Annotated in this window: 14 protein-coding genes; 7 read left to right on the forward strand and 7 right to left on the reverse strand. The window is 71.1% G+C overall.

Features of this window, described 5'->3' with window-relative positions:
• The first annotated feature begins 299 nt into the window (after positions 1-299).
• The 5 genes from ssd to I5Q34_RS11415 are packed head-to-tail and all read left to right on the forward strand — an operon-like array spanning position 300 to position 4480.
• Positions 300-1406: a septum site-determining protein Ssd gene (ssd, locus tag I5Q34_RS11395; protein WP_277965785.1), complete on the forward strand. Its 1107-nt coding sequence runs from the start codon at positions 300-302 to the stop codon at positions 1404-1406.
• Positions 1403-2560 carry a TadA family conjugal transfer-associated ATPase gene (locus I5Q34_RS11400; protein ID WP_199892081.1) on the forward strand — a complete coding sequence of 386 codons (1158 nt, stop codon included), beginning with the start codon at positions 1403-1405 and terminating at the stop codon, positions 2558-2560. Before ssd ends, I5Q34_RS11400 begins: the two co-directional genes overlap by 4 nt.
• The gene (locus tag I5Q34_RS11405; protein ID WP_199892082.1) at positions 2557-3447 is read left to right on the forward strand and encodes a type II secretion system F family protein; all 891 of its coding nucleotides are present in this window, start codon (positions 2557-2559) and stop codon (positions 3445-3447) included. The genes I5Q34_RS11400 and I5Q34_RS11405 overlap by 4 nt, the downstream gene beginning before the upstream one ends.
• Positions 3447-4244 carry a type II secretion system F family protein gene (locus I5Q34_RS11410; protein WP_199892083.1) on the forward strand — a complete coding sequence of 266 codons (798 nt, stop codon included), beginning with the start codon at positions 3447-3449 and terminating at the stop codon, positions 4242-4244. Before I5Q34_RS11405 ends, I5Q34_RS11410 begins: the two co-directional genes overlap by 1 nt.
• A gap of 26 nt (positions 4245-4270) precedes the next feature.
• Complete coding sequence (locus tag I5Q34_RS11415; protein ID WP_234428724.1) at positions 4271-4480, forward strand: DUF4244 domain-containing protein; 210 nt, start codon at positions 4271-4273, stop codon at positions 4478-4480.
• Between the two features lie 476 nt (positions 4481-4956).
• On the opposite strand, the gene I5Q34_RS11420 is transcribed toward I5Q34_RS11415, so the two are convergent.
• The 6 genes from I5Q34_RS11420 to I5Q34_RS11445 form a co-directional block, all read right to left on the reverse strand.
• Positions 4957-5232: a hypothetical protein gene (locus tag I5Q34_RS11420; RefSeq protein WP_199892084.1), complete on the reverse strand. Its 276-nt coding sequence runs from the start codon at positions 5230-5232 to the stop codon at positions 4957-4959.
• Positions 5229-5423, reverse strand: a complete 195-nt coding sequence (locus I5Q34_RS11425) for a hypothetical protein (RefSeq protein ID WP_199892085.1) — start codon at positions 5421-5423, stop codon at positions 5229-5231. The genes I5Q34_RS11420 and I5Q34_RS11425 overlap by 4 nt, the downstream gene beginning before the upstream one ends.
• Before the next feature lie 76 nt (positions 5424-5499).
• Entirely contained in the window at positions 5500-6723 is a 1224-nt protein-coding gene (locus I5Q34_RS11430) for a helix-turn-helix transcriptional regulator (RefSeq protein ID WP_199892086.1), read from the reverse strand.
• A gap of 466 nt (positions 6724-7189) precedes the next feature.
• A complete protein-coding gene (locus I5Q34_RS11435) occupies positions 7190-7768 on the reverse strand; it encodes a recombinase family protein (RefSeq protein ID WP_199892087.1) in 579 nt (192 codons plus the stop codon).
• A gap of 332 nt (positions 7769-8100) precedes the next feature.
• A complete protein-coding gene (locus I5Q34_RS11440) occupies positions 8101-8391 on the reverse strand; it encodes an HNH endonuclease (protein WP_199892088.1) in 291 nt (96 codons plus the stop codon).
• Positions 8392-9165: 774 nt separating this feature from the next.
• Positions 9166-10917 (reverse strand): recombinase family protein, encoded by a 1752-nt coding sequence (locus tag I5Q34_RS11445; RefSeq protein ID WP_199892089.1) that lies wholly within the window; start codon positions 10915-10917, stop codon positions 9166-9168.
• A 198-nt stretch (positions 10918-11115) separates the two neighbouring features.
• Here I5Q34_RS11445 and I5Q34_RS11450 point away from each other — a divergent pair, with 198 nt between their 5' ends.
• A complete protein-coding gene (locus I5Q34_RS11450) occupies positions 11116-11418 on the forward strand; it encodes a TadE family type IV pilus minor pilin (protein WP_234428851.1) in 303 nt (100 codons plus the stop codon).
• Positions 11396-11851, forward strand: a complete 456-nt coding sequence (locus I5Q34_RS11455; protein WP_199892091.1) for an Rv3654c family TadE-like protein — start codon at positions 11396-11398, stop codon at positions 11849-11851. The genes I5Q34_RS11450 and I5Q34_RS11455 overlap by 23 nt, the downstream gene beginning before the upstream one ends.
• 40 nt (positions 11852-11891) lie before the next feature.
• Here the strand turns inward: I5Q34_RS11455 and I5Q34_RS11460 are convergent, their stop codons facing one another.
• Positions 11892-14360 carry a DEAD/DEAH box helicase gene (locus I5Q34_RS11460; protein WP_199892092.1) on the reverse strand — a complete coding sequence of 823 codons (2469 nt, stop codon included), beginning with the start codon at positions 14358-14360 and terminating at the stop codon, positions 11892-11894.
• Positions 14361-14368: the final 8 nt, after the last annotated feature.

The raw sequence follows: 14368 nt of genomic DNA on the forward strand, positions 1-14368 counted from the left end.
GGGTCGTCGCATGTCCGGATGTGTTTTGAGCATCCTCTCGGGCCTCCTTCGGCCGTCGGGCGCCTCGTGCGGCGCCGCTGCTCCCCCCTTCATACACGTAACTGTGCGTAATCGCCGCACTGCTCTGCGGAAGTCACCGGTATAGGTGAGCGGGATATTCACAACCGTTGAGTTGTCCACAGTTTTTCACCAAGATCCACACGATTTCCCGGTCCGCTGCACGGTGATTCCCCACGAGTTCCGCGATGTCCGCGGAGGCGAGAGCGCGCCGTGTGGCGCGCAGGAGAGGGGGAGGGGCCGTGACCGGACCCGTCACAGCAGAGAGGAAGGCCGCCGCCGGGGCGAGGCAGGGCGGACCGTTGATCATCACCGAGGACGAGGCCGTGCTCGACGACCTGCTGCGGCTGTGCGCGGCGGCCGGAGCGCTGCCCGAGGTGGCCCAGGGGGCGGCCGTCCGGGCCGAGCAGTGGTCCGGGGCCCCGCTGGTCCTGGTGGGCGACGACTGCGCCGACCGCCTGCCCGGCGCCCCGCACCGCGAGGGGGTGGTGCTCGTCGGCCGGGATCCCGACGACCCCGGTGTCTGGCGGCGCGCCTTCCGCGTCGGTGCCCGCAGCGTGGCGGTGCTGCCCGACGGCGAGGGCTGGCTGGTCGACCGGATCGCCGACTCGGTGGAGGGGACGGAGGGGCCCGCCCTCACCGTGGGCGTGACCGGCGGGCGGGGCGGTGCCGGAGCCAGCACCTTGGCCTGCGCCCTCGCGGTGGGGGCGGCCCGGGCCGGGCGGCGCACGATGCTGATCGACGCCGACCCGCTGGGCGGCGGGCTCGACGTCCTGCTCGGAGCCGAGCGGGTCGAGGGGCTGCGGTGGCCCGCGTTCGCCGGCTCCCGGGGGCGGGTTGCCTGCCGTGCGCTGGAGGAGGCGCTGCCCGAACCGCACTCCCTGCGTCTGCTGAGCTGGGACCGCGGTGATCGCGCGGCGGTTCCTCCCGAGGCCGTGCGCGCGGTGCTGGCCGCCGCCCGTCGGAGGGGCGGGGTGGTGGTCGTCGATCTGCCGCGCGCTGCCGACGACGCGGCCGCCGAGGTGCTCGGGCAGTTGGATCTGGGCCTGCTGGTGGTGCCCTCCGAGCTGAGGGCCGTCGCCGCCGCGCACCAAGTCGCCCGGTCCGTCGGCATGATGATGGGCGACCTGCGGATGGTGGTCCGCGGGCCGTGCGCGCCCGGGCTCGACGGCGAGGAGATCGCCCGTCTCCTCTCCCTGCCCCTCGCCGGGGAGGTGCCGGAGGATGCCGGCCTGCCACAGGCGCTGGCCGCGGGCCGGCCACCGGGCGCGGACCGGGGCCCGTTGACCGCCTTCTGCGCAGAGTTCTGGGCCCGGGTGCTGCCCGACGGCGAGGGCGTGGCGGCATGAGCACCGCGCTGCTGGACGCCGTGCGCCTGCGGCTGGCGCGGACGGGTGCGGAGCCGACACCCGCCCGGGTCGCCGAGGCCCTGCGGCAGGAGGGAAGGCTCCTCGGCGACGCGGAGGTGCTGGGCATCGTCTCCCGGCTGCGCTCCGAACTGGTCGGCAGCGGCCCGTTGGAGCCGCTGCTGGCCGAACCGGAGGTCACCGACGTCCTCGTCACCGCGCCCGACCAGGTGTGGGTGGACCGTGGAGCGGGCCTCGAGCGCGCGGACGTGTCCTTCCCCGACGCCGCGGCGGTGCGCCGGCTCGCCCAGCGGCTCGCCGCGATCGCCGGCCGCCGCCTGGACGACGCCCGCCCCTGGGTGGACGCGCGCCTTCCCGACGGCACCCGGCTCCACGCCGTACTGCCGCCGGTGGCCGTCGGATCGGCCTGCCTCTCGCTGCGTGTGGTGCGGCCGAGGGCCTTCACCCTGGACGAACTGGCGGCGGCGGGAACGGTGCCGCCCGGCGGGCAGGGGCTGCTCCGCTCCGTGCTGGACGCCCGGCTCTCGTTCGTGATCAGTGGTGGGACCGGTTCGGGGAAGACCACCCTTCTGTCGAGCCTGCTGGGCCTGGTCGCTCACGACGAACGGATCGTCCTCGCCGAGGACTCGGCCGAACTGCGCCCGGACCACCCGCACGTGGTGCGGCTGGAGACCCGTCCCGCGAACCAGGAGGGTACCGGTTTGGTCACCCTGCGGGACTTGGTCCGCCAGGCCCTGCGGATGCGCCCGGACCGGCTGGTGGTCGGGGAGGTGCGCGGGCCTGAAGTGACCGATCTCCTGGCCGCGTTGAACACGGGGCACGAGGGTGGTTGCGGCACCGTGCACGCCAACGCCGCGGCCGACGTCCCGGCCCGGCTGGAGGCCCTCGGCTCCACGGCGGGGCTCGACCGGGCCGCGCTGCACAGCCAGTTGGCGGCGGCCCTGTCGGTGGTCATCCATCTCGTGCGCGATCGTGGTGGCCGTCGGCGCGTCGCCGAAGTGCACGTGCTGGACCGGGACCGTGCCGGGTTCGTGACCACCGTGCCGGCCGCCGTCCGGGGCCCGGAGGGCTTCGAACGGGCATCCGGCTGGGACCGGCTCGCGGCGCTGTGTGCGCGGGGCGGGGGTGCGACATGACCGTTCCGATGGCGGTGCCGCAGACGCTGCTGGCCGCGACCGCGCTGCTCGGGGTCGCGGCCGCCACCCGGCCGTCGGTGCGGCGGGGGCGGGAACTGCGCCGGGCAAGAGCGCTGTTCGCGGACGGGAGCGCGACCGGCGTCCGTTTCCCGCTCCTTCCGGCACGGCTCCGGGAGGCCGCCGGGCGGCTGCTCGTCGCGGCGCGGGGCCGGCGTGAGCTCTGGTGCCTTCCGGCCGGGTGTGCCGTCTGTCTGCTGGGCGGGTCGTTCCTGCCCCTGCTGATGGCGGGGGCGGCCGTTCCGCTGATGAGGCGCTGGCTGGCCGCCCGCCTGCGACGGCGTGAGCGCGAACGGCGCGAGGACGCCGTGATCGAGCTGTGTGGTGCCGTCGCGGGTGACCTGCGGGCGGGCCGACAGCCCGGCGAGGCGCTGGTGGCGGCGCCGGGCGACGCCCTGGGGGCGTCGTGGCCCGCCGTCACGGCGGCCGCGCGGTTCGGCGGCGACGTGCCGGCGGCGCTGCGGGAGGCCGGCCTGCAGCCCGGGGCCGAGGGGCTGACCGGCGTGGCCGCCTGCTGGCAGGTCGCCGTCGACGGCGGGGCGGGCCTGGCCGCCGGGCTCGAACGGGTGGGGGCCGCGCTCGCCGCCGAGCGGGATCAACGTGAGGATCTGCATGCTCAGTTGGCGGGCACGCGGTCGACCGCCGTGATGCTCGCCCTGCTCCCGGTCCTCGCTCTCCTGATGGGCAGCGCAATGGGCGCCGATCCACTGCGCGTGCTGTTCCACACCCCGGCGGGCCTCGGCTGCCTCGCCCTGGGCGGGCTCCTCGAATACGCGGGGCTGCTCTGGACGCGGCGCATCGTGTGCGCGGCCGGCGGGAGGGAGGAGTGATGGACGGGCGGTACGTGGGCGGCCCGGAAATGGCTGTCGTGCTGGCTGTTGTCGCCTCCTGCGCGGTGGCCGCCCTGCGGGGCGCCCGCAGGACGAGGGCGGTGCGGCGCAGGGCCGCGAGGCTGTGGGGCGGTGGCCCGCCGTCCGGCGCGTCGGCCCGGATGTGCGCTCGTACGGCGGGACTCGCCGCGGCCCGTGAAGGACTGCCCGCCGCTGCGGCGGCCGTCCTCGGAATCGTCCTGGTCGGCGGTCCCGTGGGCTGGGCCGTGGGGGCTCTCGCCGCTTCGGGGGTGTGGTGGTGGAGACGTCGGGCGGGGCGTGCGGCGGCCGGGGAGCCGGAGGTTCCTGCCGAGGAGGTGGCGCGCCAACTGCCGCTGGCGGCCGATCTGATGGCCGCCTGCCTGGCGGCGGGGGCCGGGCCCCGGGAAGCGGCCGAAGCGGTCGGCGGTTCGCTCGGCGGTCCCGTCGGCGACCGGCTGGCCAGGGCGGCTGCCGAGGTGCGGCTCGGCGCGGAGCCGGCCGTTGCCTGGGAGCGACTGGCCGCGCTCCCGGGGGCCCGAGGGCTGGCGCTGTGCCTGGAGAGGGCCCAGGCGACGGGGGTGCCCGCCGTGGATCCCATGGCGCGGCTCGCCGTCACGCTGCGCGCCGTGCAGAGCCGGTCGGCCGGCATACGGGCCCGCCGCGCGGGCGTCGTGGCCACGGCCCCGCTGGGGTTGTGCTTCCTGCCCGCATTCCTGGCCGTCGGGGTCGTACCGATGGTGATCGGCCTGGCGAGCGGACTGCTGCGGGTCCCGTAGCGGAACAGCCGTGCCGGAGGCGGGACATGAGGACGCTGCTCGGGCAACCGGTGCCCGGGCGCGAGGAGATGAGGAGAGAAGTGATGGTCATGCAGTGGTGGACGAGGGCCAAGTGCCGTGCGGTGCAAGCCGGGGAGGCCGGAATGTCGACGGCCGAGTACGCGGTGGGGATCGCGGCCGCCTGCGCGCTGGCGGCGGTGCTCTACAAGGTCGAATCTGTCAAGGAGAGACAGTAAGAAGCCCCGCCCGCATGCCACGGGGGCAGCACACGAGCGGGGCCATTCTCCCTCACCGCCGAAGCGGCACCCCAGCGAAGGGGCGGACCGGGGCGAGAGCCTGAACGCGTCCGCTCAGTCTGGGCACGTCTGCCCACGCTCAAGGCTTGTCCGGTCGGGGGAACCGTCCGTACGCAGCGCCGGGGATCACCACTTCGCCCAACCCTGCGTCCGGGGCCTTACGGCGGGGGCAGAGCCCCGCTCGTCTCAGTGCTGCCGCTGCTCCGCGCAGAAACTGCACGGGAACGGGCATGGCGGGTGATCAGCCCCGCGAGGGATGTAGACGACGCCAGAGCGAACGTTCAGCGCCCCGCCGTACTGGGTCCACCAGCCCTCGGGAGAGTCCGCGTACGGGCCGTCAGGGTCGTCTATGAGGCTCACCAGCTCGGGGGCCGGTAACGAGCCGCACGTGCGCCTGTGGAGCCTCGCCGGGGCGCTCATCGGCCCGCCCGTTCCTGTCTGGCGAGACGGCCCGCCAGGACGGCACCCGGGGGCGTGCCCACGATGATCGCGTGCCCGAACGTCTGCCAGAAGTGAAGGTGTCCGGTGTCGCGAGTGTGGTTGAACGTCCACGCCTCGGCTTCCGCCTGGCTGTCCTTGACGATGAAGCGTTCGCCGCATCCCTCTTCGGTGCAGAACACGGCGAACTCAGCGGCCGTGGCCGGGTCCTGGATCGTCGTCCAGTCATCGAACCAGTGACGGCTACGGCTCACTTGGCAGCACCACCCGTGGCGCACTCCGTGTGCCAGTAGACGACCACCGAGGACGCGGACGACCGCTCGTTGTCCACTCGCCGACAGGCGGTGTCAGTAGGGATGGGTTTCCGGCACTTCCCGCACGTCTGCCCCGCCGGGGCGTAGGTCACGTACTCGTACGGGTGCCCGGTCTCGCGCGTTCTCGCCATCGTCGCTGTCCCCTCGCGTAGGTCGCGGAGGACGGTAAGCGGAACGGGGACTCACGAGGGACCCAAACTGTCCCCCTCAGCTCGCTAGTACCTGTACCTCCTCGGCAAGTGCCATCGCATCCGACTTCAGCGGCCCACGGGCTTCCTTCGCCAGGTCGTAGACCAGCCCCCGGGCAACCGGCGTGAACCGCACCGTCTCCGGCGACGCCTCCACAGCTCGCCTCATCCAGTGCAGCGCCCCGGCATGGTCCTTCCGCTGCTTCTGCGCGCGCCCAAGCTCGATCAGCACCCGCGAACGGCGCTCGACGCTCGGGACCGTTTCCAGGTCCACCGTTTCGGCTCGGCTCATCGCTGTCCCGGGCGTCCGGAGGTCCGTGGCGACGCTGACGGCGTGGATGTCCGCGTTACCCCTGCCGAACACCGTCCATGAATGCGCGTAGCCAGAGGGCAGCCGGTTCGCGGTACGGTCGGCCTCATCCCAGTGCCGCCACGCGTTGCCCTCAGCGCCCTCACGAGCGTGCGTAATGGCCGCATGGAGGTGAAGGGCCCCATAGACGCCCCGGAGGTCGTCAGGGCCCGTTTCAAGGTGCGGTTTGATGGCCTCGGCGGCCTCAGTGACGACGCGGATCGCCTCTTCGGCATAGCCGGACTCGCGGAGCCCGTTCGCCCACGTCCAGGACGCCCCAGCGAGGCACAGCGGGCTGTCGGCTTCTTGCGCGGCGTTCCTGCCCCGGTCAGCGATCAACCAGTACAGCTCTGGCTCAACAGCGAATGCGGCGGCCTGCTGCGCCAGGTGGTAGACGTCGGCCAGGACGGCGTACGCCGTCCGACGCTCCGGCCCGTCGAGACGGCGTGGCAGCGCGGAGGCATCCCGGATGAGGCCGGGGAGGAGGCTGGAGACCTCCGACCGCTGGAAGCGGGACGAGTGCCACAGCCGCCATGCCTCAGCCACACGCCCTCGGAGCACGTCCACGCTCGGCGGCTCATCCGGGACGGCGAACAGCGGGCCCCGCAAGGCGTCACGGAGGTCAGCGACACCGGGCAGCACAAGCCGCGCGGACGGGTTGACCGGGGAGGGCACGGGATCACCCGTCAAGACGGTCAGGTCGTTGATCTTCAGCGCGGTTGCGAGCCTGACAAGGAGGGTGTGGTCACGTAGCTGTCGCTCGCCGGACTCGACCTTCTTCAACCAGTCGGGGCCACGGCCAACTAGTCCAGCAAGCACAGGCCGCGTCATCCCGCGCCGTTCTCGGTAGAACCGGACACGCTCCCCGGTCGTCATCCCGGCCAGGTCTGTCATAGCCGCTCCTTGTACGAAGTCAAGCCCTTCTGGCCAGCGTACGCCGTGTGGTCAGCGCGAACGAGTCGTGTTCGGTGGTTAGTTGACGCCCAACCACCCGCGCGCGGAGTTCTTCTCTCACTCAAAACCCGGAGACCCGTACATGGGCGATGCTGCTATCCCCAGCCGGTAAGGGGGAAGTCGCTCAGGGGGCACTCCCCACCCCTTAACCCGCCGTTCCGACCCGCTACCAAGGCGTTCACAGGGCTTATCTCAGGCGCAGCGAGACACGTTGCAGCAGGTCAAGGCGTGTTTCGGGTCGAAAAAACGGCGTCACACTCAGCGCGCGTACGTGCAGCTTGAGCCGGGATCGCCAGACGGGCTCAGGACTGAACTTTGGCAACGCCCCGCCCTTCCCCGTGCCGACACGGCGAAAGACCGCCTGTCGGGCGGACAGACGGTCTCTCAGGTCTTAGGCGCAGCAGGGCTACGACGCTTCGCCCAACGCCCGGTACAGCGTCGCACGGGACACCTCAAGAGCCTTGGCTATCGCCGTGACGCTCTCACCCTTCGCACGGCGCGCCTTGGCGGCAGCGAGCTTGTCAGCGTCCATCACTGTCGGCCGTCCGCCCGTGCGCCCCTGCGCCCTGGCAGCGTCCAGCCCCGCCCGGGTCCGGTCCTTGATCAGGGCCCGCTCAAACTCCGCCATCGCGCCCACCACCTGAAGCATCAACCGCCCGTCCGCTGTGTTCGGGTCGATACTCGCCAGCGCCCCCGTGAGCACCTTGAACCCCACCCCCCTTTCGGCAAGAGCGTCCACCATCGTCACAAGGTCAATCAGCGACCGGGCGAACCGGTCCAGCTTCCAGACGCAGAGCGTGTCACCGGGGCGTAGGTAGTCCAGCGCGGCAGTCAGTTCCGGGCGGTCCGTGTTCTTCCCGCTCGCCTTGTCCGTGAAGATCCGGGCGCAGCCAACTTCCGACAGGGCGTCAAGCTGCAACTGGGCTTCCTGGTCGTCGGTGGAGACTCGGGCGTAACCGATGAGGTGTCCGGTGTTCGTGGTCATGACGAGACTGTCTCACAACTCATCTCAGAACATCAAGGGTTTTTGGCAGGTTGTGAGACGGGTTTTGAACGCGAATCCGGCACCTTGCGGGGCATGGTGACGGTGTCTCACATACCTTGGTTTCTGAGACGCCCGTCGGTGATCACTCACAGCGACAGGCGCCCTCCGAAACGGTCCGATGAGCCACGCGAAAGATTCCGCTCACTGCCGATCAGCGCAGCGAGGGGAAGGGGGCACCCGCCTGCCCCTGACTGACGCAACAACCCGTACAGGTAGCGAGGTGCTATACGGCTCCGGTCTTGGCGTCAGGGTCAGCGGGTCACCCCCCAGGGTCAGCGCGCCACCAAATGCGGCGGAGACCACTCGTCCAGCAACTGATCCTTCTTCGACGAATTGCAGACCACGCACACCACGCGCATGTTGGCAGGCGTCGAGAGGCCGCCCCGCGATATGGGGCGCAGGTGATCAATCACGCCCCCTTCGGGTAGCGGAGCGGAGCAGTGGAAGCACCCTGCATCCCCGTGTGCCTCACGTATCCGGCGCTGAAGCGTCACCCGGCGCGCCACCGTGCGCTGCACCGCCTGACACGAACTGCACACGCCATCACGGAACTTGAGCACCACGGGGGTACCGCAGCGCCGACACGGCACCGGCTCAGGCTTGGTCCGGGCACGCTTACGGATGTACTCAGCGGCGCGACTGCATTCCTCCGAGCAGTACAAGCGACTTCGGTTCCTTGAAAGTCCAACAGGGTTGAAGCACTTCGGACCCTGGCAAGGTTTCTGGGCTGCCTCTTCACGCTCCCGCTGCAACTGCTTGCGGCGCTCCTCCTTGCGCGACTCCTCCACCTCTTCGGCGCAGCGCACGCAGTACACCGCCCACGCAGCACGGCCATGCGGCTCATCGCAGCGATGGCAGCGGGGAGCAGGAGCGGCAGCACGCACCGCCTCACGCGCCCGCTTGGCGGCAATCTGCAACCGGGCTGACTCCACACACAGCTGCGCCCCGCATGTCCTGCGATTGGGACGCTGGTGCGGGGCACCACACTCCGAACAGGTGACGCGCGACTCTTCAAGGGCCGTCAAGCGAGACCCCCACCTCTCTTTTTGTTGATCTTGAAACGCTGCGGCAAGGGCACCACAGGCCAGTAACCGCAAGGGGAAGGGCTGGTCTCCGGACGGGGCGCAAAGAAGCAAAGCAGGCGCATACAGACCCACCCCCCTCAACGTCGATTCGCCACCTCCCCGACAAAACCTCAACCGAAGTTCGACACCCCCCGACCCTAGGCGCAGCCACTGACAGTGCACCCAGAAGTCGCAGAAGCACCCTAGAACGCACGAACGGCCCGCTACCAGGGAATTCCCCAGCAACGGGCCGTGACGGACACTCAGGCGTGTCTACGCTGACTCTTGTGCGTCTTCCTGCTTGGCGGGCTGCGCCCACGTGATGGATACGCGCTTTTCCGTGTCAGACGCGCGCCCGTGGGCGGTTGCCTTCCCCAGCTCTACGCGATCGATGAACAGGGCCAGGAACTCACGACGCCGCGCCAAATCCCATGCAGTCCACGGCGAACCCTCCCCAATCGGGTCGCCGTCGTTATCGCCGCACCATTGCCCGATAGGCAGTACGACCGTGGACGTGGCGCGCTCCGCCAACAGCGTCAATGCTCCCTCTAGCCTCTCCTCCTCCTTGGCCAATCGCTCCTCCGACTCCATGAACATCCGCCTACCGGTCGTCGTGCGGTACGCGCCCTCTGCGCGGTCCTTGTAGAGCGTGGCCAGCGACTCCCGGGTGTACTCAAGCGCTGCTGTCAGCTCTGCGCGCTCAGCTTCCACGCCGCTCGTGTCCTGCTGATGCGCAAACCGGCGGGAAGCCTCAACTATCAGCTCTTGATCCTCCGCGCTCTGCGCCTCAAAGTCATCCGTCATGACTGACAGTCGCGCGAACACTCGCCCTGCAACCACGTTGTCTACGGTCTGCATGTTCACCGACAGACTCTTGTGACCGTCGATAGTTCCGGCCGGGCGCTTACAGCGGTAATAGCGAATGCCCTTGGTTTCCGAGTGCTGCATGGTCGAACCGCACACGGCACAGAACAGAACACCCCAGCCAGTAAGAAGACTTGGACGCTTCGTTTGCTTCACTTCCGGTCGCTTCCTGTTCACGACTTCCTGTAGCTGGAACCACTCACCCGGCGGGATGATCCCCTCATGAGATCGAACGATCTCCCCCGATGCGTCGCGTTGCGGCTCCCGCTTGCCGCCACCCCCAACAACCTTGGAGGCAAAACCCGCTAGGCGGGGATCACGCAGCACACGCAGCACCGATCCCGAATGCCACTGCGCCCGTTCATCCTCAAGCGGCGCAGACACGATGTCAGCGCGCTTGCGGCGCCCTTTCAAGCGGTTCCGTCCGGTCTCCCCCATGCTCTCAAGCGAGGTAGGCACCTTCTCTTCGTTGAGCCGCTTGGCTATCGCTACCGCACTCTTCCCTGCCATGGCGTCGGCCACCATGCCGCGCACGTGCTGCGCCTGTATCAGGTCGGGTACAAGGCGAGTGATTGTCAGCGTGCCGTCTCCATCCTGCACGGGCACAGTGGTGCGCTCCGACTTGAAGCCGTACGGGGCACTGCCCGTCACGTGCCCGCCCACCAGCCGGACGGCAGCCTGTGCCCTGAGTATGTGCTGACGCTTGCTCTCGCTCTCCTGCTGCGCGAGACCAGCAATCAGAGCGAAGATTGCCACACCGACCGGCGTAGACGTGTCCAAGAACGGCTCATCGACGCTCACCAGTGAAACGCCGTGCCGCTGAAGCTCATCGTTGATCTTCATTGCCTCATAGGCTCCCTGCCGTGTGAGGCGAGACAGGGCAGGGATTATGACCACGTCGCACTCTTCGCGGCGGACGGCTGCCATAAGGGCTTCAAAGCCGGGGCGGACGATTTTTGGGTCGAAGCCTGAACGGCCGACATCTTCGAAGTGCTCAACGAACGTCCAGCCTCGCGAGTCAACCAGGGCGCGCGTCGCCTGACGCTGCCCTTCGGGGGAAGTGCGCGACTCATCTTCACGGGCTTTGGACTGTCGGCCGTAGGTGAAAGCTCTCACCAGGTCCAGATTACGGATGCTCTTTCCGAGCAGAGGCGGTGTCATACCGCCCTACTGAACTGTGCTCTGTGGTCACGAGCGGAGCGGTGAGCGCCGCGCTGCAGGGGCTCATCGAGAAGGGCCTCCATGCGGCGTTCTGACGACGGCCGCCCCGGCAACGACCGTACCAGTGAAGGCTGTTCCGGGAACAGCCGCTTCGGAGGTGGTCGTCGCGACCGCGGTCATGTGACCGCCGAGGCCGCCATGGCGCTGCCGACGCTGGTGCTGTTCGGCATGGCCCTCATCTGGGGGCTGATGGCCGCGTCCGCGCAGATCCAGTGCGTGGACGCGGCGCGGGCCGGGGCGCGGGCCGCGGCCCGTTCGGACCCGGTGCCGGTGGCGGTGGAAGCGGCGAGGTCGGCGGCCCCCGCGGGGGCCCGCGTGGCGGTGACGAGGGAGGGAGATCTGGTGAGGGTGCGGGTCGAGGCACGGGCCGCGGGGCCCGGCCCGCTCGCGGTCCGGCTGAACGGAGAGGCGGTGGCCCTTGCGGAGGACACGGTGGGGTGACGGGGGAGGAGGCGACGACGGGGGCTTCGCCACCGTGTGGACGGCGATCGCCGTCATGGCCTTCTGCGCGGTCTTCGCACTGCTGCTGGCTATGGGCCAGGCGGTGCTCGCCCGGCACCGGGCGGGCGGCGCGGCCGACCTGGCGGTCCTGGCCGCCGCCGACCACGCCCTCCTCGGCGAGGAGACGGCCTGCGGCTTCGCCCGCCGGGTCGCCGGCGCCCAGCGGGCGCGGGTGGTGACCTGCGCGGTGCGGGGCGAGATCGCCGAGGTGGCGGCCGAGGCCCGGGCGGGGCCGTATGCCGTACGGGTCCGCTCCCGGGCGGGGCCGGCCACGGCGGATGTTCCGGCGGTCACGGCGGGTCCGGTGCCGGAGGGTTCCGTGCCGGACGGCGACGGAGCGTCGGGCGCGTCCGGCCCGGAGGGAGCAGGGTGACCAGGGCCTTCGCCCGCGTGGCCGTACAGGCCCGAGCGCCCTAATCCCCTGCTGGGCCCGTCTCCTCCGTCTCCTCCGGCGCGCCGGACAGCAGCCGGCCGAGGAGGCGGACGGCCGCCCGCTTGTCGAGGGGCTCGTTCCCGTTGCCGCACTTGGGCGACTGGATGCACGAGGGACAGCCCGTCTCGCACTCGCAGGCGGCGATCGCCTCGCGGGTGGCCGTGAGCCAGCGGGCGGCCGTGCGGAAGGCCCGCTCGGCGAAGCCCGCGCCGCCGGGGTGACCGTCGTAGACGAAGACGGTGGGCAGCAGCGTGTCGGGGTGGAGGGGCACGGAGACGCCGCCGATGTCCCAGCGGTCGCAGCTGGCGAAGAGCGGCAGCATGCCGATGGAGGCGTGCTCCGCGGCGTGCAGGGCCCCGCCGAGGGCCTCGGGGGCCACGTGGGCGTCGTCGAGCTGGTCGTCGGTGACCGTCCACCACACGGCCCGGGTGCGCAGCGTACGGGGCGGCAGGTCCAGTCTGGACTCGCCGAGGACCTCGCCGGTGATGATCCGGCGGCGGAGGAAGGAGACGACCTGGTTGGTGACCTCGACCGAGCCGAAGCACAGCCGGGCCTCGCCCCAGGGGACCTCCTCGACGGTCTCCAGGACGGAGATCGTCGTGGTGTCCCGGGCCGTCGTCGAGTAGGGCGGGTCGGCCTCCTCGACCAGGGCGACGCTGTCCTCCAGGTCGAGGCGGCGGACGAGGTAGCTGCGGCCCTGGTGGAGGTGGACGGCGCCCTGGTGGACGGTGGTGTGGGCGGCGGACGCGTCCACGGTGCCCAGCAGCCGTCCGGTGCCTTCCTCGACCACCTGGACGGGCCGTCCGCCCTCGCCGCGGATGCCGGTGAGCTCGGCGGCGCGCTCGCGGCGCGTCCAGTGCCAGGAGGCGCCGCGGCGGCGCAGCAGTTTGCGCAGTTCGAGCTGGGAGAGCAGGCCCGGCGTCTCCGGTCCGAAGAGCGCCAGGTCGGCCTCGGTGAGCGGGAGCTCCTCGGCGGCGGCGCACAGGTGCGGGGCGAGGACGTAGGGATTGTCCGGGTCGAGGACGGTGGACTCGACGGGCTGCCGGAAGAGGGCTTCCGGGTGGTGGACGAGATAGGTGTCCAGCGGGTCGTCCCGGGCGACGAGGACGGCGAGCGCGCCGCGGCCGGTCCGGCCCGCCCGGCCGGCCTGCTGCCACAGGGAGGCCCGGGTGCCGGGATAGCCGGCGAGGAGGACGGCGTCGAGGCCGGCCACGTCGACGCCGAGTTCCAGGGCGGTGGTGGCCGAGAGGCCCAGCAGTTCGCCGGTGTGGAGCGCGCGCTCGATGGCTCGGCGCTCCTCGGGGAGGTAGCCGCCGCGGTAGGCGGCGATGCGGGAGGGGAGGGAGCGGTCGACCGCGGCCAGGCGCTCCTGGGCTATGAGCGCCACGAGCTCGGCGCCGCGCCGGGAGCGGACGAAGGCGACGGTGCGCACGCCCTGTACGGCGAGGTCGGTGAGCAGGCCGGCGGTCTCGGCGGTGGCGGTGCGGCGGACGGGCGCGCCGCGCTCGCCGTGGAGCTCGGTCAGCGGCGGCTCCCAGAGGGCGAAGACCGTCTCGCCGCGCGGGGAGCCGTCGTCGGTGATCTCCGCCACAGGGACCCCGGTGAGCCGGGACGCGGCGGTGGCGGGCTCGGACGCGGTGGCCGAGGCGAGCAGGAAGACGGGCTCGGAGCCGTAGCGGGCGCAGAGGCGGCGCAGCCGGCGCAGCACCTGCGCCACGTGGGAGCCGAAGACGCCGCGGTAGGTGTGGCATTCGTCGATGACGACGTAGCGCAGGGCGCGCAGGAAGGAGGCCCATCGCGGGTGCGAGGGCAGGACGGAGCGGTGCAGCATGTCCGGGTTGGTGAGCACGTAATTGGCGTACTGTCGCACCCATTCGCGTTCCTCGACGGGGGTGTCCCCGTCGTAGACCGCGGGCCGGACGGCCTTGCCGAGGGGCGCTGCCAGGGCGCGCACGGAGCGACGCTGGTCGGCGGCCAGGGCCTTCGTGGGGGCCAGGTAGAGGGCTGTCGTGCCGCGGCCGTTGGGGGCCTCGGAGCCGTCGAGCAGGGTGCTGAGGACGGGCGCGAGGTAGGCGAGGGACTTGCCGGAGGCGGTGCCGGTGGCCACGACCACCGATTCGCCCCGCAGCGCGTGCTCCGCCGTGAGCGCCTGATGCGTCCACGGCCGGGCGATGCCGGCGGCGCGGATGGCGGCGGTCACTTCCGGCCGGATCTTCTCGGGCCAGGGGGCATGACGTCCGGGGCGAGGGGGCAAGTGCTCCGTATGAGTGATGCGTGCAGCCCGGGCTGCCCCGGCGGCGAGTCCGTCGAGGACCGCCCGGGGAGCGGGATGTACGCCCGCCTCCGGCGGGAGTTGATCGTGGGCCATCGACATCGAGTGTGTCACTGGCGTGACGGACAATGGCGTCAAGGCGTCGTGCACGCCTGCTGGTAAGTGATTGAATGCCATCGCGGCTG

The organism is Streptomyces sp. AV19, assembly GCF_015999245.1.
In the GTDB taxonomy this organism is placed as follows: Bacteria; Actinomycetota; Actinomycetes; order Streptomycetales; family Streptomycetaceae; genus Streptomyces.

What these genes read in the sequence shown, in the direction of transcription:
- I5Q34_RS11400 (WP_199892081.1), top strand. Translation starts at nt 1,403, where the DNA reads ATGAGCACCGCGCTGCTGGACGCCGTGCGCCTGCGGCTGGCGCGGACG.
- I5Q34_RS11405 (WP_199892082.1), top strand. Translation starts at nt 2,557, where the DNA reads ATGACCGTTCCGATGGCGGTGCCGCAGACGCTGCTGGCCGCGACCGCG.
- I5Q34_RS11410 (WP_199892083.1), top strand. Translation starts at nt 3,447, where the DNA reads ATGGACGGGCGGTACGTGGGCGGCCCGGAAATGGCTGTCGTGCTGGCT.
- I5Q34_RS11415 (WP_234428724.1), top strand. Translation starts at nt 4,271, where the DNA reads ATGAGGACGCTGCTCGGGCAACCGGTGCCCGGGCGCGAGGAGATGAGG.
- I5Q34_RS11425 (WP_199892085.1), bottom strand. Translation starts at nt 5,423, where the DNA reads ATGGCGAGAACGCGCGAGACCGGGCACCCGTACGAGTACGTGACCTAC.
- I5Q34_RS11430 (WP_199892086.1), bottom strand. Translation starts at nt 6,723, where the DNA reads ATGACAGACCTGGCCGGGATGACGACCGGGGAGCGTGTCCGGTTCTAC.
- I5Q34_RS11435 (WP_199892087.1), bottom strand. Translation starts at nt 7,768, where the DNA reads ATGACCACGAACACCGGACACCTCATCGGTTACGCCCGAGTCTCCACC.
- I5Q34_RS11445 (WP_199892089.1), bottom strand. Translation starts at nt 10,917, where the DNA reads ATGACACCGCCTCTGCTCGGAAAGAGCATCCGTAATCTGGACCTGGTG.
- I5Q34_RS11450 (WP_234428851.1), top strand. Translation starts at nt 11,116, where the DNA reads ATGGCGCTGCCGACGCTGGTGCTGTTCGGCATGGCCCTCATCTGGGGG.
- I5Q34_RS11460 (WP_199892092.1), bottom strand. Translation starts at nt 14,360, where the DNA reads ATGGCATTCAATCACTTACCAGCAGGCGTGCACGACGCCTTGACGCCA.